This is a genomic window from Streptomyces sp. NBC_00285, from assembly GCF_036174265.1.
In the GTDB taxonomy this organism is placed as follows: Bacteria; Actinomycetota; Actinomycetes; order Streptomycetales; family Streptomycetaceae; genus Streptomyces.
In genome coordinates, this window is record NZ_CP108055.1 from 6,358,382 (window position 1) to 6,380,676 (window position 22,295).

General features: G+C 70.9%; 18 protein-coding genes and 1 riboswitch. Of the genes, 8 read left to right on the forward strand and 10 right to left on the reverse strand.

Features of this window, described 5'->3' with window-relative positions:
• The first annotated feature begins 54 nt into the window (after positions 1–54).
• Entirely contained in the window at positions 55–2,070 is a 2,016-nt protein-coding gene (recQ, locus tag OHT57_RS29510; RefSeq protein ID WP_328753363.1) for a DNA helicase RecQ, read from the forward strand.
• A gap of 62 nt (positions 2,071–2,132) precedes the next feature.
• Here recQ and OHT57_RS29515 read toward each other — a convergent pair whose 3' ends face one another.
• The 8 genes from OHT57_RS29515 to fahA all read right to left on the reverse strand — a co-directional run bounded on the left by OHT57_RS29515 (position 2,133) and on the right by fahA (position 11,894).
• Positions 2,133–4,922 (reverse strand): fumarate reductase/succinate dehydrogenase flavoprotein subunit, encoded by a 2,790-nt coding sequence (locus OHT57_RS29515; RefSeq protein WP_328749580.1) that lies wholly within the window; start codon positions 4,920–4,922, stop codon positions 2,133–2,135.
• Between the two features lie 11 nt (positions 4,923–4,933).
• Positions 4,934–5,776, reverse strand: coding sequence for an ABC transporter ATP-binding protein (locus tag OHT57_RS29520; RefSeq protein WP_328749581.1), 843 nt, complete (start codon positions 5,774–5,776; stop codon positions 4,934–4,936).
• Positions 5,760–6,680 carry an ABC transporter permease gene (locus tag OHT57_RS29525; protein WP_328753364.1) on the reverse strand — a complete coding sequence of 307 codons (921 nt, stop codon included), beginning with the start codon at positions 6,678–6,680 and terminating at the stop codon, positions 5,760–5,762. Before OHT57_RS29525 ends, OHT57_RS29520 begins: the two co-directional genes overlap by 17 nt.
• A gap of 29 nt (positions 6,681–6,709) precedes the next feature.
• On the reverse strand, positions 6,710–8,053 hold the full coding sequence (locus OHT57_RS29530) for an ABC transporter substrate-binding protein (protein WP_328749582.1): 1,344 nt from the start codon (positions 8,051–8,053) through the stop codon (positions 6,710–6,712).
• A gap of 16 nt (positions 8,054–8,069) precedes the next feature.
• Positions 8,070–8,297 (reverse strand): 4Fe-4S dicluster domain-containing protein, encoded by a 228-nt coding sequence (locus tag OHT57_RS29535; RefSeq protein ID WP_055620051.1) that lies wholly within the window; start codon positions 8,295–8,297, stop codon positions 8,070–8,072.
• 41 nt (positions 8,298–8,338) lie between these two features.
• Positions 8,339–9,124: a GntR family transcriptional regulator gene (locus tag OHT57_RS29540; RefSeq protein WP_328749583.1), complete on the reverse strand. Its 786-nt coding sequence runs from the start codon at positions 9,122–9,124 to the stop codon at positions 8,339–8,341.
• Positions 9,125–9,542: 418 nt separating this feature from the next.
• Positions 9,543–10,484, reverse strand: a complete 942-nt coding sequence (locus tag OHT57_RS29545) for a M56 family metallopeptidase (RefSeq protein ID WP_328749584.1) — start codon at positions 10,482–10,484, stop codon at positions 9,543–9,545.
• A gap of 177 nt (positions 10,485–10,661) precedes the next feature.
• A complete protein-coding gene (fahA, locus tag OHT57_RS29550) occupies positions 10,662–11,894 on the reverse strand; it encodes a fumarylacetoacetase (RefSeq protein WP_328749585.1) in 1,233 nt (410 codons plus the stop codon).
• A 247-nt stretch (positions 11,895–12,141) separates the two neighbouring features.
• Here fahA and OHT57_RS29555 point away from each other — a divergent pair, with 247 nt between their 5' ends.
• Together OHT57_RS29555 and OHT57_RS29560 are read left to right on the forward strand one after the other, a co-directional pair.
• Positions 12,142–13,380 (forward strand): carboxylate--amine ligase, encoded by a 1,239-nt coding sequence (locus OHT57_RS29555; RefSeq protein WP_328749586.1) that lies wholly within the window; start codon positions 12,142–12,144, stop codon positions 13,378–13,380.
• Positions 13,381–13,430: 50 nt separating this feature from the next.
• The gene (locus OHT57_RS29560; RefSeq protein WP_328749587.1) at positions 13,431–14,633 is read left to right on the forward strand and encodes an FAD-dependent oxidoreductase; all 1,203 of its coding nucleotides are present in this window, start codon (positions 13,431–13,433) and stop codon (positions 14,631–14,633) included.
• 131 nt (positions 14,634–14,764) lie between these two features.
• On the opposite strand, the gene OHT57_RS29565 is transcribed toward OHT57_RS29560, so the two are convergent.
• A complete protein-coding gene (locus OHT57_RS29565; RefSeq protein WP_328749588.1) occupies positions 14,765–15,913 on the reverse strand; it encodes a glycoside hydrolase family 53 protein in 1,149 nt (382 codons plus the stop codon).
• Positions 15,914–16,321: 408 nt separating this feature from the next.
• Between OHT57_RS29565 and OHT57_RS29570 the strand changes: the two genes are divergently transcribed.
• The 5 genes from OHT57_RS29570 to OHT57_RS29590 all read left to right on the forward strand — a co-directional run bounded on the left by OHT57_RS29570 (position 16,322) and on the right by OHT57_RS29590 (position 21,534).
• Entirely contained in the window at positions 16,322–17,659 is a 1,338-nt protein-coding gene (locus OHT57_RS29570; RefSeq protein WP_328749589.1) for an ABC transporter substrate-binding protein, read from the forward strand.
• Positions 17,656–18,657, forward strand: coding sequence for a carbohydrate ABC transporter permease (locus tag OHT57_RS29575; protein ID WP_328749590.1), 1,002 nt, complete (start codon positions 17,656–17,658; stop codon positions 18,655–18,657). Before OHT57_RS29570 ends, OHT57_RS29575 begins: the two co-directional genes overlap by 4 nt.
• Positions 18,654–19,532 (forward strand): carbohydrate ABC transporter permease, encoded by an 879-nt coding sequence (locus OHT57_RS29580; protein ID WP_328749591.1) that lies wholly within the window; start codon positions 18,654–18,656, stop codon positions 19,530–19,532. Before OHT57_RS29575 ends, OHT57_RS29580 begins: the two co-directional genes overlap by 4 nt.
• A gap of 27 nt (positions 19,533–19,559) precedes the next feature.
• A complete protein-coding gene (locus tag OHT57_RS29585) occupies positions 19,560–20,588 on the forward strand; it encodes a LacI family DNA-binding transcriptional regulator (protein WP_328749592.1) in 1,029 nt (342 codons plus the stop codon).
• Between the two features lie 133 nt (positions 20,589–20,721).
• Entirely contained in the window at positions 20,722–21,534 is an 813-nt protein-coding gene (locus OHT57_RS29590) for an HAD family hydrolase (RefSeq protein ID WP_328749593.1), read from the forward strand.
• A 3-nt stretch (positions 21,535–21,537) separates the two neighbouring features.
• On the opposite strand, the gene OHT57_RS29595 is transcribed toward OHT57_RS29590, so the two are convergent.
• Entirely contained in the window at positions 21,538–22,020 is a 483-nt protein-coding gene (locus OHT57_RS29595) for a transglycosylase SLT domain-containing protein (protein ID WP_328749594.1), read from the reverse strand.
• Positions 22,021–22,022: 2 nt separating this feature from the next.
• Positions 22,023–22,199, reverse strand: a riboswitch (cyclic di-AMP (ydaO/yuaA leader).
• Positions 22,200–22,295 lie beyond the last annotated feature (96 nt).

A 22,295-nucleotide genomic window follows, 5' to 3' on the forward strand; every position in this document is an offset into this window, starting at 1 on the left:
GGGACGCCTATCGTGGAGGCAGTGATCGAGGGACGACGTACGGGGGACGGAACAATGGGCGGGATGGGCGGGATCAGCGAGATGCCAGGGGTGACCGACAGCGAGGCACTGGCCACGCTCCACCGGGTCTTCGGATACGAGGCCTTCCGCGGCGAGCAGGAAGAGATCATCGAGCATGTGGTCGCCGGCGGGGACGCCGTCGTCCTCATGCCGACCGGCGGCGGCAAGTCGCTGTGCTACCAGATTCCGTCCCTGGTGAGACCCGGCACGGGCATCGTCGTCTCACCCCTCATCGCACTGATGCAGGACCAGGTGGACGCGCTCAGGGCGCTCGGCGTGAGCGCCGGGTTCATGAACTCCACGCAGGACTTCGACCAGCGCCGCGCGGTGGAGGCCGAGTTCCTGGCCGGAGAGCTGGACCTGCTCTACCTGGCGCCGGAGCGGCTGCGGCTCGACTCCACGCTGGACCTTCTGTCCCGCGGCAAGATCGCCGCCTTCGCCATCGACGAGGCGCACTGCGTCTCCCAGTGGGGCCACGACTTCCGGCCCGACTACCTGGCCCTGTCCCTGCTCGGCGAGCGCTGGCCGGACGTGCCGCGGATCGCGCTGACGGCGACGGCCACCCATGCGACGCACCAGGAGATCACCCAGCGGCTGGGCATGCCGACGGCCCGGCACTTCGTGGCGAGCTTCGACCGGCCCAACATCCAGTACCGGATCGTGCCGAAGGCAGACCCCAAGAAGCAGCTGCTCGCCTTCCTGCGGGAGGAGCACGAGGGCGACGCGGGCATCGTGTACTGCCTCTCGCGCAAGTCCGTGGAGGCCACGGCCGAGTTCCTCTCCCGCAACGGCATCGAGGCCGTCCCGTACCACGCCGGTCTGGACTCCGGCACCCGCGCCGCCCACCAGTCCCGGTTCCTGCGGGAGGACGGCCTGGTCGTGGTGGCGACCATCGCCTTCGGCATGGGCATCGACAAGCCGGACGTCCGCTTCGTCGCCCACCTCGACCTGCCCAAGTCGGTCGAGGGCTACTACCAGGAGACGGGCCGCGCGGGCCGCGACGGACTGCCCTCGACGGCATGGATGGCGTACGGCCTCAACGACGTCATACAGCAGCGAAAGATGATCCAGTCCAGTGACGGCGACGAGGCGTTCCAGCGCCGGGCCGCCGCCCACCTGGAGTCGATGCTGGCGCTGTGCGAGACGGCTCAGTGCCGGCGCGAGCAGCTGCTCATCTACTTCGGTCAGGAGCCGGGCCGGGCGGGCTGCGGCAACTGCGACACCTGCCTCGTACCGCCCGAGACCTGGGACGGCACGGTCGCGGCCCAGAAGGTGCTGTCGACGGTGGTGCGGCTGCAGCGGGAGCGGGGGCAGAAGTTCGGGGCGGTGCAGATCGTCGACATCCTGCTCGGCAAGCGCACCGGCAAGGTGATCCAGTTCGACCACGACCAGTTGTCCGTCTTCGGTATCGGCGAGGACCACTCCGAGGGCGAATGGAGGGGCGTCGTACGGCAGTTGCTGGCCCAGGGGCTGCTCGCGGTCGAGGGGGAGTACGGCACGCTGGTGCTCACCGAGGCGAGCGGCGAGGTGCTGCGGCGAGAGCGTGAGGTGCCGCTGCGCAAGGAGCCGAAGAAGCAGGCGACCGCCAAGTCGGCCTCCTCGTCCGGGCGGGGCAAGGCCAAGGCCCCGGTGGCCGAGCTGCCCGAGGCACTGGTCCCGGCGTTCGAGGCCCTGCGGGCCTGGCGCGCCGAGCAGGCCCGTGAGCAGGGCGTCCCGGCGTACGTCATCTTCCACGACGCCACGCTCAGGGAGATCGTCACGGTGTGGCCCACGTCGGTGACGCAGCTCGGGAGCATCGGCGGGGTCGGCGAGAAGAAGCTCGCGACGTACGGGGAGGGCGTGATCGGGGTGCTGGCCTCCCAGGACGGCCCGGCACAGAGCACCGCACCGGCCGCGACCGACGCGGTGACCGGCACGGCGACCGACGCGGTGACCGGCACGGCGACCGACGCGGCGGACGATCACTGGCCCGAGATGGACGCCGAGCCCGAGCCGGAGGACTGGATATAGCGCCCCGGGCGCGGGTGGTGCCGGCGTTCCCCGGCACCCCGGGCCGTTGATGCGGGTGCCCTTTACGAGTGGTACTGCAGGCCCCTCGTCGCGTACGCCCTGACGTCCGCGTCCGAGTCCGTCGTCGCCGTGGCCAGGGCCGCGCGGGCGTCCTCGGTTCCGGTGTGCCGGGTCAGCGCGAGGACGGCCGCCTTGCGGACGTCGGCGTTCGGGTCGGCGAGAGCCTTGGCGAGGGCGGGGACGGCCACGTCCGGGCCGGCGGCGGACAGCGCCGTCGCCGCGCCCGAGCGGACCTGCCACGCGGAGGCCGACAGGGCGGTCACGGCACGGGTGGCGAGCGGTGCGGGGCAGCCGGTGGTGCCCAGCGCTCCGTAGGCGGCGCCCTGAACCAGCGCGTCGGGGTCCTCGGTGAGCCGGGCCAGCGCGTCGAGGACGACATCGAGCGGGCGTTCCGCCGAAACCGTCGCCAGCGCTTTGGCGATCGTCACCCGGACCTCGCGGGACGGATCGGTGACCGCCGCGCGGGCCAGCTCTGCGGCGGCGTCCACCGAGACGAGGGCACGGACGGCCTCGATGCGGACGGGGATGTCCGAGTCGGTCAGGGAGCCGGCGAACAGCGCGGCGTCCCCGAGCCGCAGGGCACGCAGGACGTCCAGGGCAGCGGCACGGACGACCGGATCGGACTCGGCGAGGGCGGCGGCGAGGCCGTCGCGCAGGGTGGGCTCCGGGACGAGCGTCTCGACCAGTTCCCGCAGGGAAGCGGCCGCGGCGGCCCGGACCTCGGGGGCGGAGTCGCGGAGCGCGTCAGCGAGAGCGGGGCCCGTTCCCGGCGGCACCGTCTCGGTGAGGACGGCGACGGCCTCACGGCGCACCGCTGCCGCCGGGTCGGTCAAGTAGGGCCGCAGGGCGTCGAGTTCGGGCTCCTCCTCGGCGAGGGCGACGAGTTCGAGGATCCGGCCGGAGACCTGCTCGGCCGAGGCCGCCGAAGGGCCGGGGTCACCGAGCGGCTCGGGTCCGGCCGGTCCGGTGCCGTCCGCCCCGGCGTCGGGAAGTCCGGTCGCGACCGGGGCCAGGTCCCGGGAGCCTGCCGTCGCCACATCCTCCGCGTGCACCTCGCCGATGTGCCGGGAGGGACCGCCGACCGGCGTGAACTCGTCGATCGGGACCAGATAGGGAGCCACGGGACGAGCCGTGAACTCCATCGCTCCGGAGGGGGACTTGTGCAGATCGAGGTGGTGGAACCAGGAGGCGTCGTCGCGATGAGGATGGTCGAGACGGTCGTGGTAGAGACCCCAGCGGGACTCCGTGCGGGCCAGGGACGCGCGCGCGGCCATCTCCGCGCAGTCACGGATGAAGGAGACCTCGGCGCAGCGCATCAGCTCGTGCGGGGTCTGCGCACCCATCGCTGCGATGTCGGTGTGCATGCGCTCGAAGGCCTCCAGGGCGAGCGACAGTCGCGCGCCCGACTTCGGCGGGGCCACGTAGTCGTTCACGAAGCGGCGGAGCTTGTACTCGACCTGGGGCTGCGGCGGGCCGTCGGGGTTGTGCAGCGGGCGGTAGATCAGTTCGTGCGCCTCGCGGAGCTGGTCGAGCGGCAACTCCCCTTCGTACGGGGTGTACTGGGACGCGTCCGCGCCCGCGAGGTCGCCGAAGACGAACGCGCCGATCATGTAGTTGTGCGGGACGCAGGCCAGGTCGCCGGCGGCGTAGAGGCGGGGGACGGTCGTACGGGCGTGGTCGTCGACCCGTACGCCGGAGGCCGAGTGGCCGCCGCACAGGCCGATCTCGGAGATGTGCATCTCGATGTCATGGGTGCGGTAGTCATGACCGCGGCCCTCGTGGAACGTCCCCCGGGTGGGCCGCTCCGTGGAGTGCAGGATCGACTCCAGGGAGGAGATCGACTCCTCGGGGAGGTGGCTCAGCTTCAGGTACACCGGCCCCCGGTCGGAGGCGACCTCCGCCGCGAACTCGGCCATCATCTGGCCGGACCAGTAGTCGGAGTCGACGAAGCGCTCGCCGTGCCGGTTGACCTGGTAGCCGCCGAAGGGATTGGCGACGTAGGCGCAGGCGGGGCCGTTGTAGTCCTTGATCAGCGGATTGATCTGGAAGCACTCGATGCCGGTGAGTTCGGCGCCCGCGTGGTAGGCCATGGCGTAACCGTCGCCCGCGTTGGTCGGGTTCTCGTACGTGCCGTACAGGTAGCCGGAGGCGGGCAGGCCGAGGCGGCCGCAGGCACCGGTCGCCAGGATGACCGCACCCGCGCGGACCGTCACGAAGGCGCCCGTACGGGTGTTGAGGCCGACCGCCCCCACTGCCTGCCCTTCGGCGGTGAGCACCCGGACCGGCATCACCCGGTTCTCGATGCGGATCCGCTCCCGCATCTCGCGCCGCCGCAGCTGCCGGTACAGGACCTTCTTGACGTCCTTGCCCTCCGGCATCGGCAGCACATAGGAGCCGGAGCGGTGGACCTGACGGACCGCGTAGTCGCCGTGCTCGTCCTTCTCGAACTTCACGCCGTACGACTCGAGGCGCTGCACCATGCCGAAGCCGCGGGTGGCGGTCTGGCGGACGGTGGACTGGTCGACGATGCCGTCGTTGGCCCGGGTGATCTCGGCGACGTAGTCGTCGGGCTCGGCGCGGCCGGGGATGACCGCGTTGTTGACGCCGTCCATGCCCATGGCGAGGGCGCCGGAGTGCCGGACGTGGGCCTTCTCCAGCAGGATGACGTTCGCGCCGTGCTCGGCGGCGGTCAGGGCGGCCATGGTGCCGGCGGTGCCGCCGCCGATGACGAGGACGTCGCAGGTGAGTTCCTCGGCCTCGTCGAGGGCCGGAATCTGCAGAGGGGTGTCCACCAGGGTGCCTTTCACGTGCCGAGCGAGGAGAGGACGTCGCGCCGCAGCGCCACGCGCGCGGGATCGTCGTGCGCCGTACGGTCGCGCGGGCGCGGGACATCGCGTACGGCGGTCAGCCGGCCGTTGCCGAGGAGCGCCACGCGGTCGCCGAGGAACAGGGCCTCGTCCACGTCGTGGGTGACGAAGACGACGGTCGCGCCCGTGCCGCGCAGCACCTCCACCAGCAGGTCCTGCATGCCGGCGCGGGTCTGGGCGTCGAGCGCGCCGAAGGGTTCGTCCATCAGGACGGCACGGGGCCGGCCGGCCAGCGCGCGGGCCAGCTGGGCGCGCTGGCGCTGGCCGCCGGAGACCCGGTGCGGCAACTGCTGGGCGCGGTCGGCGAGTCCGACCCGGTCGAGCCAGGACCCGGCCTGCGAGCGCCGTTCGGTGCGCGGCAACCCCTTGATGGCCAGCGGGAGTTCGACGTTGGCGCGCAGGGTGCGCCAGGGCAGGAGGGCGTCCTCCTGGAAGACCAGGGCGCGCTCGGCGCCGGGACCGGTGAGAGGCCGGCCGTCCTGGGCGACCTCGCCACCGAGCAGCGGGAGGAGGCCGGCGAGGGTGCGCAGCAGCGTCGACTTGCCGCAGCCGGAGGAGCCGACGACGGTGACGATCTCACCGGCGGCGATGTCCAGGTCGACACCGGTCAGCACGGGCGCGTCGGGACGGCCCAGGTCGGCGGCGGTGAGGGTGAGGCGGGTACCGCGGACGGGGGTGCCCGCTCCCGGAGCCGCCCGGTCCACGCGGCCGACGCCACGGGTACCGGACACCTCCGGTGACGTGCCGATCGCTTCGGACGTGTCAGACGAGGTGCTCATCGTGTGCCTCCTCGGTCCTGGAAGCGGGCGGGGGCGACTCGGCGCGCGCGGCGGTGGCGGGCACCCGCGTGACGGCGCCGGCCGGGCCGGCCGCGCCGGGCCGGGAGCGGCCGGTGCCGTCGTACGACGTCCGCGGCAGCCAGCGCGTCAGCCGGCGGCCCAGGAGCTCCACGGCCGTGGAGGTGAGCCAGCCGAGGACGCCGATGGTGACCATGCCGACGAAGACACCCGCGTAGTTGACGACGGTGTAGTCCTGCCAGGTGCGGTAGCCGACGCCGTACTGGCCGGAGATCATCTCGGCGGAGATCACACAGATCCACGAGACGCCGATGCCGACGGACAGGCCGCCGAAGATGCCGGGAAGGGCGCCCGGCAGGACGACCGAGGCGAGGACCCGCCACCGGCCGCCGCCCATCGTCTGCACGGCCTCCTCCCACACGGGGGTCAGCGCGCGGACCGCGTGCCGGGTGGAGACCAGGACGGGGAAGAAGGCGGCGGTGAAGGTGATGAAGACGATCCCCTGCTCGTTGGAGGGGAACAGCAGGATCGCGACCGGGACCAGGGCGATCGCCGGGATCGGGCGGATCACCTCCAGCACCGGACCGAGCAGGTCCTCGGCGAGACGCGAGCGCGCCACGAGCACGCCCGTGGCCACGCCGAGCACCGCGGCGAGGAGGAAGCCGGTGAGGATGCGGGTGAGGCTGTCGGTGAGGTCCGTCCAGTAGTCGGGCCCGGACAGCCGGTCGGCGAAGGTGCGGGCCACGTCGGCGACCGTCGGGAACTGCGAGAAGCGCAGCCACAGATCGATGTCCAGGCTGGTCAGCAGCTGCCACAGGCCGAGGGCGGCGGCGAGCGCGGCCAGCCGGATCACGAACCGGCCCGCGCGTCGCGGATACCGGGGCAGGAACCCGCCGGCCCGTGGCGTCGGCCCGTTCACGAGGCCTGCTCCAGGGCGTCGGCGTACGGGACGATCCGGGCGCCGGCGTGTGCGGAGACGTAGGTCTTCGCGGTCTCCGGGGCGACGAAGGGGAGGAGCCGGCCGCCGTCGGACACCCAGACCGCCTTGTCCGCGAACCACAGGGTGCCGGTGGTGGCGTCGGGGACGTAGGCGGCACGGATGCCGTCCCGGTGTGCGGAGACGTACGCCAGGAGCTCGGCGGGAGTACCGAAGCTCCGGGTCTCGGAGGCACCCTTGGGCCAGACCTCGCTCGCCGGGGCGGCGGGCGAGGCGGACAGGCGCTTGGCGTAGTCCGCGCCGAGGGCCTTCCTGACGTACTGGTCGTCGACGAAGGAGTCCACATCCACGTCACCGGTCAGCTGGGCCGCCTTCAGGACCGAGACGTCCTCCTTCAGGGCGGAGACCAACTGGGGCTTGATCGCCGGGTCGAAGGTGGCGATGCCGTGTGCGCCGTTGTAGAGGTAGACGACCTCGGCGGGCAGGGAGGTGGCCTTCGCGACCTTCTCGGCGGCGGCGACGGGGTGGTCGTTCAGATAGTCCGTGGCCTCGGCCTGGGCCTTGAGGAAGGCCTCCAGGACAGCGGGGCGCTCCTTGGCGAAGTCCTCGCGGGCGGTGACACCGTGGAAGGTGGGGAGGTTGAGCTCGGCTCCGTCGTACAGGGCCTTCGCCTTGCCCTGGTAGGCGAGCAGACCCGGCCAGGCGACGAACTGCGACAGCGCGTCCGTGCTGCCCGCCGACAGGGCCGAAGCGCCCACCGCGGGCTGCTGGTTGAGCTTCTCGATGCCCTTGTCGGGATCGATGCCGGCGCGTTGGAGGGCCCGTACGAGGGTGCCGTCGGCGGCGGAGCCGATGCTCGTCGAGACCTTCCTGCCCTTGAGGTCGGTCAGGGAGGAGAGCTTCGAGCCGGGGGCGGTGACGATGGTGTTCAGACCGCCGCGGAGGTTGTAGCCGGTGACCGAGACCAGGCGGGTGGGCTTGCCGAGCTGCCTGCCGCGGGCCGCGTTGATGAGGAGCGGGAAGTCGCCCATCGAGCCGATGTCGATCTTCCCTGCGGTCATCTGGGCGGTGATCGGGGCGCCGGTGGCGTAGTCCTGCCAGTCGACCTTGTAGGTCTTGCCGTCGTGCAGCGAGTTCAGCTCCTTCTCGAAGTAGCCGAGGGAGCGCAGCAGGGTGCCGGCGGTGACCGTGTTGATGGTCTTGGACTGGTAGCCGACGGTGACGGTGACCGTGGGGTCGTCGCCCGCCCGGGCGCTGCCGCCGCAGCCGGACAGGGGGAACAGAAGGACGGCGGCAAGGACGGCAACTGGTTTGTGTCTCATGGGAGTTCGGGGCCTCTCACCGGAGCAGATAGGGCATGTTGACCGTGACGGCTCCGGTGGGACAGCGGGCCGCGCACGGGCCGCAGTACCAGCACTCGTCGACGTGCATGTAGGCCTTGCCGCTGCTGGTGTCGATGGCCAGGGAATCCAGCGGGCACATGTCCACGCAGAGCGTGCAGCCGTCGATGCACTTCGACTCGTCGATGGTCACGGGCACGTCGGTCCGCTGGGGCACCAAGGGCATGGTTGTCTCCGGGAAACGGGGCGGAAAGGAAAAGGAGGAGGTCAGAGCGAGCGGTGCAGCAGGCCGCTCATCGTGATGCGGTCGCCGCGGAAGCGGATGAACTCCAGATCCACCGGGCGGCCGTCGGAGAGGTGGGTGAGGCGTTCCAGCATCAGGACGGCCGCGCCGCGCGGGGCTTCCAGTACGGCGGCGGAGTGGGCGTCCGCGTTCACCGCCTCCAGGGTGATCTCGGCGTGGCCCAGGCCCTGGCCGGTGATCGTCTCCAGGAGCCGGAAGACATCGGTGTTCTCCAGGTCGGCGCCGAGCAGGGCGGTGCCGATGTCGAGGGGGACGTAGGTGAGGTCGAGGGAGAGGGGAAGGCCGTTCAGGCGGCGCAGGCGCTCTATGTAGAGGACGTCGGTGCCGGGGTCGACCTGGAGGCGCCGGGCCACCGGGTGCGGTGCGGGGGCGGGGCCCATGGTGCGGACCTCGTTGGTGACCGTGCCGTGTTCGTGGAGGGTTTCCGCGAGGCCCATCAGACGGTCCAGGCCGTGGGGGTACTTGTGGCCCACGACCACGGTGCCGACGCCGGGGAGGCGTTCGACCAGGCCTTCGGCGCGGAGCAGGTCCAGGGCTTGGCGGACCGTGTTGCGCGAGGCGCGGTAGTCGACGGCGAGGGTAGTCTCGTGGGGCAGGGCGCCGTCCGGGAAGCCGTCGGTGAGGAGCTGGTGACGGAGGAGGTCGGCGAGCTGCCGTGCCTGGTCCGCGCGCAGCCGGCGCCGGGCACGGGCGGCGACGGTGGTCGCGCCTTGCCCGGCGTGGTCCCGGATGCGGTCGGTGGATGGCATGGCTGGAACCATACCGAGATGGTAGGAATACCAGTGTTGCGGGATTGTTGCGCCACCTGACGCAGCGCCAGATCCGCTGCTGACCTGCAGTTTCTGCAGCAGATGCGTGACATGTGCCACCTGGCGAAGGAACCAGCCACGTGACCGCACCCACCTGGCGAGCAGGACAGTCGCGACCGTCACCCACTCAGGGGCGCGGGGAACTGCGCGCCCAGCCCCCACCGGCCCGCAGCCGAGATCCGACCGTCTGGGCCGGCAGCGGAATCCGACCGTCACCCACTCAGGGGCGCGGGGAACTGCGCGCCCAGCCCTCACCGGCTCGCAGCCGAGATCCGACCGTCTGGGCCGGCGCTGGAATCCGACCGCCTGGTCCCGCGTTGGAATCCGACCGTCTACGCCAGCGCCGAACCCCGCCCCCCTACGCCAGCGCCGACAACCCCGGTCCGAAGACGATCAGCAGCGGCAGCAACGGCACCAGCGCAGCCGTCGCCGTGGTCAGCGCCCGCTGTCGGCGCAGCAACCGCGGCGGAGGCTCCAGCAGCCGGTCCACCCGCTCACCCAGCAGCCGATGGCTGGACGCACACGACAGCACCCCCCGGTGCTGGTTCAGCTCGATCAAGGCCAGCGCGGTGGTCAGATGGCCGCACCGGCGGGACGCCGTGTCGTCCGCCGCCAGTTCCACCAGGCGGTGCGTCTGGTCGCAGAAGTGCGCGAAGAGCGGCACCCGCGGGAACCCCGTGGCCAACGCTGTGGAGAGATACAGCAGCCAGTCGTGGCGGGCGCGCGCATGTCCGCGCTCGTGGGCGAGGACCGCGTCCAGCTGGTGGTCGGTGAGGCGGTGCAGCGCACCGGTCGTCACGATCAGCTGCGGCGGGTTGCCCGGCATCCACCAGGCGTCCGGGTACTCGTCCTCCAGGACGAGCAGCGGACCGCGGGGCCCCGCACCCAGCCCGGCGGGCAGGTCCGGCGCACGCTCGCGCAGATGCGCGCGGGCGACACCGTGCCGCCGACGGGCCTCGGCCAGTTCACGGCCCAGCATCGCCGTGGTCCACGCGGCCCCGCTCGCCAGCAGCAGGGTCAGCGCGGCGGCCCAGACCGGCGCGGCCGAGAGGTCGTACGCCGCGGTCACGGCCGGCGGCGCCGGGGCGAACACATGGTCGCGGACCGTATGGAAGACCGCCGCCGCCCCGAGGACAAGGGCCGTGAGGCAGCACAGCAGAACTGTGGCGACCAGGCACTGCCACACCCACAGGCCGACCACCGGTTCCCGTTCGGGCCATGCGGACCGCGTGAGCGCACGCGGAACCGGCACGGCGGCCGCTGCGGCGACGGTGCTGAGCAGGAGCAGGCAGAGGATCATGCCATGGGCTCCGGATCCTGGTCGAAGGAAGGGGAGGAGGCGTACAGGGGTGGGGCGGCTTCGAAGCGGCGGCGTTACGTCGTCCCACGCATGCCGCCCGCCGCCAGTATGCCGGGAGCGGACGGATTGCGGCAGGACTCGGACAACCCCGGAGCTCTCACATGCCCCCGGCGCCGCTCAGGCACCCCCGGAAACCACCCGGCCCGCCACCTCCCCGAGCCCCACCCGGACCCCGTCCGGCCCGGGAGCCCACGCCGACATCGTCACCACGTCCCCGTCCTCAAGGAACGTCCGCTTCCCGTCGGGGAGTTCCAGCGCGTCCCGTCCGTTCCAGGTCAGCTCCAGCAGCGACCCCCGCTCGCCGGCGGAGGGCCCGCTCACCGTCCCCGACCCGTACAGGTCACCGGTCCTGAGGGACGCGCCGTTCACCGTCATGTGCGCCAGTTGCTGGGCCGCCGTCCAGTACATGGTGGAGAAGGGCGGCTCCGACACCACGTGGCCGTTGACCGCGACGGAGATCCGCAGGTCGTACCCGCCCGGCTCCACATCGGACGCGGTGTCGTCCAGATACGGCAGCAGTTCGTGCGTCCGCTCCGGCGGCGCCACCCGGGCCTCGTCCAGCGCGTCCAGCGGGGTGATCCACGCCGACACCGACGTGGCGAAGGACTTGCCGAGGAACGGGCCGAGGGGGACGTACTCCCAGGCCTGGACGTCCCGCGCCGACCAGTCGTTGAGCAGGCACAGCCCGAAGACGTGCTCCCGGAAGTCCCCGAGCCCGACGGGCCGCCCGAGCTGCGACGGCACGCCGACGACGAATCCGACCTCGGCCTCGATGTCGAGCCGCACGGACGGGCCGAAGACGGGAACGGCGTCGGAGGGGGCCTTGCGCTGCCCTGACGGTCGTACGACATCGGTCCCCGACACCACCACCGTTCCCGCGCGGCCGTGGTAACCGATCGGGAGGTGCTTCCAGTTGGGGGTCAGGGAGTCGGCGGCGTCGGGGCGGAAGATCTGGCCGACGTTGCGCGCATGATTCTCGGAGGCGTAGAAGTCGACGTAGTCCGCGACCTCGAAGGGGAGATGGAGGGCTACGGAGGACAGCGGGTGGAAGAAGCCCGCGATCGTCTCCTGGTGCGCCGGCACCGTCACCCACGCGGTCAGCGCGCGCCGGACGTCCGACCAGGCCGTGCGGCCCGCGGCCAGCAACGGCCCGAGCGAGGGCTGGGCGAGCAGGGAGACGTAGGGGGAGCCGAGGGCGGCGGCCGCCGCGCCCGCGTCGAGGACGTGGTCGCCGAGACGGACGCCGACGGTCCGCCCGGAGGACGCGGTGGAGAAGACTCCGTACGGAAGGTTGTGCGGACCGAAGGGGTCGCCCTCGGGCACGTCGAAGGGGACATCGAAGGGGGGCATGGGGTGCTGCCTCGCTCTCACGCATGCCGTGCGGTGCAGGTGGTCGCGCCACACGTTACGTCTGAGCCGTCCGTCGCGGGAGTGCCTGAAGGGACGGCAATGCGACTAAAGAGTTCGCAATGTCCTGTTACGGGATAGTCGGAGGCTTCCATTCCGGCTTAGCGTCCTTTGCGAGCACGGACGGGGTGGGTGGGACCGCGTCCGTTGGGGGACGCGTGGGGGGACCGTGGCCAGGAGTGCGAGCAGTGTGCCATTCAGGGCGGACCAGGACGTACCGGCCTTGATCGTCAAGTTCGGCGACTACCCGCTGCACCACGGCGGTGTGGGCGCGATCCGCAGTCTGGGCCGCCTCGGTGTGCCCATGTACGCCATCACGGAGGACCGTTACACACCCGCGGCCGCCTCCCGGTACCTCACGCGCGCGTTCGTCTGGCCGACGACCGGCACCGAGGACCCGGGCCGGCTGGTCGAGGGGCTCATCCGGATCGGGCGCCGCATCGGCCGCCCCACCGTCCTCGTACCGACCGACGAGGAAGCGGCGGTGCTGATCGCGGAGTATCAGAGCGACCTTCTGGGCCGTTTCCTCTTCCCGCGCGTGGAGCCCGCGCTGCCGCGGCGCCTGGCCAGCAAACAGGGCCTGCACGAACTGTGCGTGGAGCACGGGATAGCGAGCCCGGAAGCCGTCTTCCCACAGTCGTACGACGACATCGTGACCTTCGCCGAGAAGGCCCGCTTCCCGGTGGTGGCCAAGAACCGCGAGGCGTTCGTACGGCGTCGGCGGCCCGCGGTCAACGGGACCACCCGCATCACCACCCGCGAAGGGCTGCTCGCTCTCGCCCGTGACTGGGGCGAGCGGCCCGGGGTGATCCTCCAGGAGTACCTGCCACGAGAGGAGGCCGAGGACTGGATCGTGCACGCCTACTTCGACGCCAACTCCACGCCGCTGGCCCTGTTCACCGGCGTCAAGGTGCGTTCCTGGCCGCCGCACGCGGGCATGACGGCGAACGCGTACGTCGTCGACAACCCGGAACTCGCGGACCTCGCCGCACGTTTCATCAAACAGATCGGCTACACCGGCATCATCGACCTCGACCTGCGCTTCGACCGGCGCGACGGTCAGTACAAACTGCTCGACTTCAACCCACGCATGGGCGCCCAGTTCCGGCTCTTCGAGAGCGAGTCGGGGGTGGACGTCGTCCGGGCCATGCACCTGGATCTCACGGGGCGTGCCGTGCCGGAGGGCGAACAGCGGGCCGGCCACCGCTATGTGGTCGAGAACATCGACCTGCCCGCCCTGCTCGCCTACCGCCGCAGTGGCTATACGACCCCGCACGCGCCCGAGCGGCCCAGCGGGACCGAGCTGGCCTGGCTCGCGGGTGACGACCCGCTGCCGTTCCTCACGATGCTCGGGCGTTTCGTGCGACCCGGCGCCAAGCATCTGTACCAGCTGTGGCAGACCAACCGACGTGGCAATTCGACCAGTTGAACAGCGGCACCACCACGAAGTGACGAAGTGACGTCCTGGGGAGGGACTTCGTGATCCATCCGGTAGCAGTCATCGGTGCCGGGCCCTTCGGCCTGTCGACCGCGGCCCATCTGCGGGCGCGCGGCATACCCGTGCGCGTCTTCGGCGACCCCATGATCAGCTGGCGCGACCACATGCCCGTCGGCATGCTCCTCAAGTCGACCCCGGCCGCCTCCAGCCTCGACGCGCCACAGCGCGGGCACACGCTCGCCGACTACTGCGACGCGGCGGGGATCGCCCGGCTGGTGACCGACGAGGACATCATCCCCGTGGAGACCTTCATCGCCTACGGCCAGTGGTTCCAGGAGAAGCTGGTGCCCGAACTGGAGCAGGTGCGGGTGGTGTCCGTGGACCGCAGCGAGCGGGGCGGCTTCCAGCTCAAGCTCGACTCGGGGGAGACGTTCACCGCGCGGGCGGTGGTGGTCGCCACCGGGCTGTCCGGGCTGGCCCACCTGCCCCCGGAACTGGCCGCCGCCGCACCCGACGGTCCCGCCCCCACCGGTGCGTTCTCCCACAGCTCCCAGCACCACGACCTCTCCCGCTACTCCGGCAAGGAGCTGATCGTCGTCGGCGCCGGCCAGTCCGCGCTGGAGACGGCCGCCCTCGCGGCGGAGGCGGGTGCGCAGGTCCGGGTGGTCGCGCGCGGCCGGGGCAGCGTGGCCTTCGGCGCGCCGCCGTGGAAGCAGCCGAGGCTGCGCCCCGAGTCGCCCTTCGGCCGCGCCTGGTCGCTGTGGGCCCTGAGCTACTACCCGCACCCGTACCGCCGTCTCCCGGTCGGTGCCCGCCACTACCTGGTCCGGCGCGTCCTCGGCCCCCTCGGCGCGTGGTGGCTGCGCGACCGCTTCGAGGGCAAGGTGCAGGTCAGCGAGGTGGAACGCGTCCTCACCGCGAACATCTCGGACGGGTACCCGGCGCTCACGGTCCGCACGCACACGGGAGGCACGGACCGTCTGCCGGCCGACCACGTCATCGCGGCCACCGGCTACCGCGTCGACCTCGCCGCGATGGACTTCCTCGGCCACGAACTGCGCACCACGCTCGCGGTCAGCCGTGGCACGCCCAGGCTCGGCGCCGGATACGTCTCCTCCGTACCGGGCCTGTACTTCACGGGTCTCCCGGCGGCGGCGTCCTACGGCCCGGTGATGCGCTTCGTGTGCGGCACGGAGTTCGCCTCCCCGAGGCTGGCCAGGCACCTCGCGGCGGCGCATGGCTAGCTGTGCCCGCCCGTGAGTCCGGGGGCGCGGGTGTCAGCAGGTGCCCGCATCCCCACCCCGAGCACTCCAACGCACGCCACCCACGCCAACGCACCCCGCAGCCCCCGACAACGCCCACCCCCCGACAACACCTACCCCCGATAACACCCCAACGTCCGCAACCCCGGCAGCGCCCTGTCCTCGAAGTCGAACAGGGCGAGGTTCTCCCAGGCGTTACCCGAGGCGGGGTCCGTCGAGTCCCAGCCGCTGCCCGCGCGGTAGGTCCACAGGCCTTCCCAGTAGCAGTAGCCCAGCCCCTGCCCGCCCGGGACGCCGGCGGCGAGGTCGGCCACCGTGCGCAGCCATGCGGCCTGGCCCGCGGGCGTGGCGGGGAAGCCGTCGGTCAGCTGTGAAGGGCTGTTCATGATGTCGTTGACGTCGTCCTCGCTCTCCAGCGTGAACGGGTACGCCGTCTCGGCGATCACGCACGGCTTGCCGTAACGCGCCGTGATGTCCGCCATGTTGGCGGCGGCGTTCGCGATCGGCCCGTGCCAGAACGGGTAGTAGGACAGCCCGATGATGTCGAAGTCGACGCCGTACGACACGACGTTGTCGAACCACCAGCGGTACAGCCCGTTGTCGCCGCCGTTCGCCAGGTGCAGGATCGTGCGGACGCGCGGGGTGGTGTCACGTGCCGCGCTCAGACCGGCCTTGAGGAAGGCGGTCATGGTGTCGAAGTGCTCCCAGTTGCCCTCGGGCCAGATCAGCCCGCCGTTCAACTCATTGCCGATCTGCACGAGTTGAGCCGGGGTGCCCTGCCGCTTCAGTGCTCCGAGGACGTCGGCCGTGTGGTCGTACACCGCGCGCGTCAGGCCCGCCACGTCCAGCTCCGCCCAGGCGGCCGGCTTGGTCTGGTGGGCGGGGTCGGCCCAGCTGTCGGAGTAGTGGAAGTCGATCCAGATGCCGACCCCGGCCCGCTTCAGGCGCCGGGCGAGCGGCAGGACGTGCGCCTTGTTGTTGTAGCCGTCGGCCGGGTTCACCCACACCTTGAGGCGGGCGTGGGTGACGCCGGCCTGCGCGATCAGGCGGATCGGGTCGGCACGCCGGCCGTCGGCGGTGCGGTACACGGCGCCGTGGTCCTCGTTCTTCGGCAGCGAGGAGATGTCCACGCCACGGATCTCCAGCCGGCTCCGGCCGCCCGCCGAAGAGGCACCCGCCGAAGCAGCGGCCGGCGCCGCCCCCAGTACGGGAACGGCCAGCGCGGCGGCTCCGGCAGCGGTGAGAACACTGCGTCTGCGCATCTCAAAGGGTCCTTTCGCGGACGGTCACGGGGATACCGGCTCTGCGGTGACTTCGGCGGCCGGGCTGCGGCCGGGGGGCAGGCCCGGAGGAGGCCCGAGGGAGGGCCGGAGAGCGGGGTGAGGGGAGCCGGCGTAACGCCTGACGACCAAGAAAACCCTCATTTTCTGTGATCGTGCACAGTGCCCCTCACCCCTGTCATCGGCGGGCAACAAGTAGATAACCCCACGCTCTCGCCATTGACAAGGGGCTGAAACAATTCTCTACTGTGCACGATCACAGAGCCGCGCGGCCCTCGCGCACAGCCTCTCGGTCACGTCCGCAGAACCTCCCCCCACGGCGGTTGCCGCGTACGCGGGACGTGCGGGACAGCGGGATATCCGGGGTGGGCTGGTTCAAAGTCAGGGGAGATGAAGATGTCGCTCAACCGCCGCCAGATCAGCAGGCGCAGCATTCTTGCCGGGGCCACGGCCCTCGGTCTCACGGGCACCCTCGCCGCCTGCGGCGGTTCCGACGACAAGGACTCGGGCGCGAGCAGCGGGCCGGTCAAGCTGACCTACTGGTCGTGGGCGCCGAACATGGAGAAGGTCGCCGCGATCTGGAACAAGAAGAACCCGGACATCACGGTGACCGTGTCCAAGCAGGCCAGCGGCGGCGAGATCGTCTCCAAGCTGATCACCGCGAAGAAGGCCGGCAACGCCCCCGACCTCATCCAGGTCGAGTACCAGTCCCTGCCGACCCTGGTCTCCAACGATGTCCTGGCCGACATCACCAAGTACGCGGGCGACACCAAGTCGGAGTTCGCCGAGGGCCTGTGGGGCATGGTCACCCTCGGCACGGACGCGCTCTACGCGATCCCGCAGGACGCCGGGCCGCTGATGTTCTACTACCGCGAGGACCTCTTCAAGAAGCACGGACTCAGCGTCCCGAAGACCTGGACGGAGTTCGCCGAGACCGCCCGTGCCGCCAAGAAGGCCGTCCCGGACGCCTACTTGACCACGTTCTCCTCCAACGACCCCGGTCTGTTCGCGGGCCTCGCCCAGCAGGCCGGCGGCAAGTGGTGGACCGTCGACTCGGCCGGCAAGTGGACCGTCGGCATCGACGACGCGGCCACCAAGCAGGTCGCCGAGTTCTGGGGCGGCCTGGTGCAGGAGGGCGTCATCGACAACCAGCCGATGTACACCCCGGCCTGGAACAACGCCCTCAACAAGGGCACCCACCTGGCCTGGGTCTCCGCCGTCTGGGCGCCCGGTGTGCTGGTCTCCTCCGCCCCCGACACCAAGGGCAAGTGGCGCATGGCCCCGCTGCCGCAGTGGAAGTCCGGCGAGAACGTCACCGGCAGCTGGGGCGGTTCCTCCACCGGAGTCTCCACCGACTCCAAGCACGCCGAGGCCGCCGCCAAGTTCGCCACCTGGCTGAACACCGACCCGGAGGCGCTGGCCGCCCTGGTCAAGGAGGTCGCGATCTACCCGGCCGCGACGAAGGGCCAGTCCGGGAACGTCCTGACCACGCCGGAGTTCTTCTCCAACCAGGCGGACTTCTACACGACGGCCGGCCAGATCGCCGCGACCACGGCCACCGCGGCCTGGGGCCCCAACGTCAACACGGCGTACACCACCTTCCAGGACGCGTTCGGCAAGGCCAGCAAGGCGAAGAAGGAGTCCCAGTTCGACTCCGCCCTCGCCACCGTGCAGTCGAAGGCCTTCGCCGACATGAAGAAGCAGGGCTTCGAGGTGACCGAGGCATGACCAGCGCTCCGCTCAAGGGCTCCGACCTCACCGAGGTCGGGCCCTTGGCGGACGGCACCGGCACCGCCCAGTCCGTCCGCCCCAGCCGCCCCCGCCGCCGTGGTCGTGGCCGCAGCGCACCGTACTGGTTCCTGGCGCCCACCCTGACCCTCTTCGCCGCCTTCACCGTGGTGCCCATCGGGTACGCGATCTGGCTGAGCCTGCACAGGGTCCAGGTCAAGGGCATCGGCCTCGGCAAGGGCGCCCGCTCACAGGTCTGGAACGGCATCGGCAACTACACCGACGTCCTGAAGGACTCCGAGTTCGGCGACAGCGTGCTGCGCGCCTCCGGCTACGGCCTCATCGTCATCCCGACCATGCTGGGCCTCGCACTGCTGTTCGCGCTGATGCTGGACACCCCGAAGGCGCGCAGCGCGCCCTTCGCGCGGCTGATGATCTTCCTGCCGTACGCGGTCCCCGGCATCATCGCCGCCCTCATGTGGGGCTTCCTCTACCTGCCGGACGTCAGCCCCTTCTACTACCTGCTCGACAAGTTCGGCCTCCCGCAGCCCGACCTGTTCGACGGCGGCAACCTCTACCTCTCCTTCGCGAACATCGCGGTCTGGGGCGGCACCGGCTTCAACATGATCGTCATCTACACCGCGCTCAGGGCGATCCCGCCGGACATCTACGAGGCGGCCAGGATCGACGGCGCGAGCGACCTGCACATCGCCCTCAGGATCAAGATCCCGATCGTGATGCCCTCCCTCGTGCTCACCTTCTTCTTCTCGGTGATCGCCACCCTCCAGGTCTTCACCGAGCCGATGGCCCTCAAGCCGCTCACCAACGGCCTGCCCAGCTCGTGGAGCCCCCTGATGGCCATCTACGACAAGGCCTTCCTGCAGTCCGACATCTACGGCGCCTCCGCCACCGCGGTCGTCCTGGCCCTGGCCACGTTCGTCCTCTCCTTCACCCTGCTGCGCATCTCCGACCGCTACACCCGGGAGGACCGGGCATGACCCCCCTCACCCTCACCGCCGACACCACCGGCAGGACCGCCAAGGCGCGGCGTACGGCCTGGGTGCCGACGATCGTGCTGCTCCTCGGCGCCCTGTACTGCCTGATCCCCATCGCCTGGGTGGTCATCGCGGCGACCAAGGACCGGTCGGAGCTCTTCTCCACCTTCACCTTCGCGCCCGGCTCCGGCTTCCTCGACAACATCAGGGACCTGACCGACTACCGGGACGGCATCTTCTGGCGCTGGATGGCCAACTCCGCCTTCTACGCCGGTTTCGGCGCCCTGCTGTCCGCCGCGGTCTCCGCAGCCGGCGGCTACGCGCTCGGCCGGTTCGCCTTCCGCGGCCGTGAGGCCGTCTTCAAGATGATCCTGGCCGGCGTCCTGGTGCCGTCCATCGTGCTCGCCGTACCGCAGTACCTACTGCTGTCGAAGCTGGGCATGGCCGACTCGTACTGGTCGATGCTGCTGCCGTCGATCCTCTCGCCGTACGGCGTCTACCTGGTCCGCATCTACGCGGCCGCCTCGGTACCCACCGAGCTGATGGAGGCGGCCCGCATGGACGGCGCGAGCGAGTGGAGGATCTTCTCGCGGATCGCCGTACCGATGATGATGCCGGGCCTGATCACGGTGTTCCTCTTCCAGTTCGTCGGCATCTGGAACAACTTCCTGCTGCCGTACGTGATGTTGGCCGACGACGAGAAGTTCCCGATCACCCTCGGCCTCTACACGCTGCTCGCCCAGGGCGCCTCGCAGCCCGCCCTGTACACCCTGGTCATCACCGGGTGTCTGCTGGCGATCCTGCCGTTGATCGGGCTCTTTCTGGTGATCCAGCGGTTCTGGTCCCTGGACCTGCTGAGCGGCTCGGTCAAGGCCTGAACGACCCTTCTCCAACTGACGAGGAACATGACCACCAGTGCGAACGGCCGCCGCAGGCCTCCCACCATCCACGACGTGGCCAGGGAGGCAGGCGTGTCGCGGGGCACCGTCTCCCGCTTCCTGAACGGCGGCCACTACGTCTCGCCGACCGCCCGGCGGGCCGTGGAGGCCGCCATCAGGAAGACCGGGTACGTGGTCAACCGGCATGCGCGCAGCCTGAGTACGGGCCGGTCGGACTCGGTGGCGTTCCTGCTGACGGAACCGCAGGAGAAGTTCTTCGAGGACCCCAACTTCAACGTCCTGCTGCGCGGTTGCACCGAACGGCTCGCCCAGTTCGACATCCCGCTGCTGCTGATGCTGGCCGAGAGCGACGACGACCGGCGCCGGCTGACCCGGTACATCACGTCGGGCCACGTCGACGGCGTCCTGCTGCTCTCCAACCACAGCGGGGACCCGGTCGCCGCCGAACTGCACGAGGCCGGGATCCCGTTGGTGGTCTGCGGCAAGCCGATAGGGCTCGGCTCCAAGGTGAGCTACGTGGCCGCCGCCGACCGCGACGGCGCGCAGGAGATGGTCCGCCATCTGATCGAGGGCGGCCGGCGCCGCGTCGGCATGGTCACCGGGCCCCTGGACATGCCGGGCGGTCCCGACCGGCTGGCCGGCTACCGGGACGTGCTCGCCGAGGCGGGCCTGCCCTACGACCCGGCGCTCGTGGTGGAGGGCGACTTCCGGCGCAGCGGCGGTGAGCGGGCGGCCCGGCGGCTGCTGGCCCAAGCCCCCGACATGGACGCCGTGTTCGTCGCCTCCGACCTCATGGCCCTCGGTGTCGTGGGTGTGCTGCAGCAGTCCGGGCGCTCGGTCCCCGGTGACATCGCTGTCGGCGGCTTCGACGACTCCCCGGCGGCCACCGCCGCCGCCCCCGCCCTCACCACCATGCGCCAGCCCTTCGACCGCATCAGCGCCGAGATGGTCCGCATGCTCCTCGCCCAGATCGCCGGCGAGGACACGGCCGGCGTGATCCTCCCGACGGAACTGGTCGTCCGGGACTCGGCGTAGCGCTGCATGGGGCGGTGGCGCTCCATGGGCCGTGCCGTGCCCCCGGAACCGGAACTGCCGTCAACGTATGTGAAAGCAGCAGCCGTCCGGTTCGCGTCGAGTCGCAGGGGCCAACCATCCGTATTCTCTGATCATGGCCGCCTCCACCGCATATTCACTCGTCGCCACCGACCTGGACGGCACGCTGCTCCGCGCCGACGACACCCTCTCGGACCGGTCGTTGGCCGCGCTCGCGCGGGTGGCGGCGGGCGGGGCCAGGCATCTCGTCGTGACGGGACGGCCGGCGCCCAGAGTGCGGCCGCTCCTCGACGACCTGGGCAGTACGGGGCTCGCGGTGTGCGGGCAGGGCGCGCAGGTGTACGACGCCGGCGCGGACCGTCTGCTGTGGTCGGTGACCCTGGACCGGGAGCTGGCCGAGACCGCCCTCGGGAAGATCGAGGCCGAGGTCGGGCAGGTGTACGCGGCCGTGGACCAGGACGGCGTGGACGGGCTGACGCTCATCGAGCCGGGATATCTGATGCCCCATCCGACGCTGCCCGCCGTGCGGGTGGAGCGGCGCGACGACCTTTGGTGCGAGCCGATCAGCAAGGTGCTGCTGCGACACCCCTACCTGTCCGACGACGAGTTGGCGCTGACGGCGCGCTCGGTGGTGGGCTCGCTGGCCACCGTCACCATGTCGGGGCCCGGGACCGTCGAACTCCAGCCATGCGGCATCACCAAGGCGACCGGCCTCGCGCTGGCCGCCGAACACCTGGGCCTGGGGCCCGAGGTGACGATCGCCTTCGGGGACATGCCCAACGACATCCCCATGTTCGACTGGGCGGCCCACGGGGTCGCGATGGCCAACGCCCACCCCGAACTCAAGGCCGTGGCCGACGAGGTGACCATGTCGAACGAGGACGACGGCATCGCCGTCGTCCTCGAAAGACTGTTCAGTGAGGCGTAGTTCCTAGTACGCGCCCCACACGTTGTCGATGGATCCGTACCGCTGGGCCGCGTAGTTGCAGGCCGCGGTGATGTTCGCGACCGGGTCGTACGGGTCCCACAGCGTGTTGGACACGTGGTAGGCGTTGAACGTCGGGTCGATCACCTGGAGCAGGCCCTTGGACGGGGTGCCGGCCGCCGCGTTGGAGTCCCAGTTGTTGATGGCCCAGGGGTTGCCGGAGGACTCGCGGATGACGTTGCGGTAGATGCCGTCGTAGGAGCCGGGGATCCCGTGCTCCGCCATGACGGCCAGGGAGGCCCGGATCCAGCCGTCGAGGGTGTTGGCGTACCCGAGCGTGGTCGCGGTCTGCACGGTCGGGGTGGCCGCGGACGCGCTGGTCGCGCCGACGAGGGGGAGCGCCAGTACGGCGGCTCCGGTGCCGAGTACGGCGAGCTTGCGGACGAGACGGCTCTTACGGGGGGCGCGGTGCTGAGCGGCAGCAGGCATGGTGAAGTCCTCTCCTTCGCCTGCGAGGTGAGCTGTCGGGTTCGGGCGGGGAGTTGCCCGGTCACGCCCGCAAAAGGCATGACTTAACCCCTAGCCGTACCGGTATGTCCGAAGACATCCCGATCCGGCGACTTACCTGGGTCCCCCGCTCCTGCCGCGGTTCTCGGTGGGTGTACGGGCGGTGGCAGGATTCGGCGTCCGCCCGACAGGCCGGGAACGTATGCGAGAGCACATGTCCGGAACAAGTGGCGAATTCACATGCCGTGCCTATTGAC

Excerpts from the sequence above, each read along its gene's own strand:
- OHT57_RS29580 (WP_328749591.1), top strand. The coding sequence starts at position 18,654 with ATGACCCCCCTCACCCTCACCGCCGACACCACCGGCAGGACCGCCAAG.
- recQ (WP_328753363.1), top strand. The coding sequence starts at position 55 with ATGGGCGGGATGGGCGGGATCAGCGAGATGCCAGGGGTGACCGACAGC.
- OHT57_RS29545 (WP_328749584.1), bottom strand. The coding sequence starts at position 10,484 with ATGATCCTCTGCCTGCTCCTGCTCAGCACCGTCGCCGCAGCGGCCGCC.
- OHT57_RS29540 (WP_328749583.1), bottom strand. The coding sequence starts at position 9,124 with ATGCCATCCACCGACCGCATCCGGGACCACGCCGGGCAAGGCGCGACC.
- OHT57_RS29520 (WP_328749581.1), bottom strand. The coding sequence starts at position 5,776 with ATGAGCACCTCGTCTGACACGTCCGAAGCGATCGGCACGTCACCGGAG.
- OHT57_RS29590 (WP_328749593.1), top strand. The coding sequence starts at position 20,722 with ATGGCCGCCTCCACCGCATATTCACTCGTCGCCACCGACCTGGACGGC.
- fahA (WP_328749585.1), bottom strand. The coding sequence starts at position 11,894 with ATGCCCCCCTTCGATGTCCCCTTCGACGTGCCCGAGGGCGACCCCTTC.
- OHT57_RS29585 (WP_328749592.1), top strand. The coding sequence starts at position 19,560 with ATGACCACCAGTGCGAACGGCCGCCGCAGGCCTCCCACCATCCACGAC.
- OHT57_RS29575 (WP_328749590.1), top strand. The coding sequence starts at position 17,656 with ATGACCAGCGCTCCGCTCAAGGGCTCCGACCTCACCGAGGTCGGGCCC.
- OHT57_RS29535 (WP_055620051.1), bottom strand. The coding sequence starts at position 8,297 with ATGCCCTTGGTGCCCCAGCGGACCGACGTGCCCGTGACCATCGACGAG.
- OHT57_RS29570 (WP_328749589.1), top strand. The coding sequence starts at position 16,322 with ATGAAGATGTCGCTCAACCGCCGCCAGATCAGCAGGCGCAGCATTCTT.
- OHT57_RS29565 (WP_328749588.1), bottom strand. The coding sequence starts at position 15,913 with ATGCGCAGACGCAGTGTTCTCACCGCTGCCGGAGCCGCCGCGCTGGCC.
- OHT57_RS29530 (WP_328749582.1), bottom strand. The coding sequence starts at position 8,053 with ATGAGACACAAACCAGTTGCCGTCCTTGCCGCCGTCCTTCTGTTCCCC.
- OHT57_RS29595 (WP_328749594.1), bottom strand. The coding sequence starts at position 22,020 with ATGCCTGCTGCCGCTCAGCACCGCGCCCCCCGTAAGAGCCGTCTCGTC.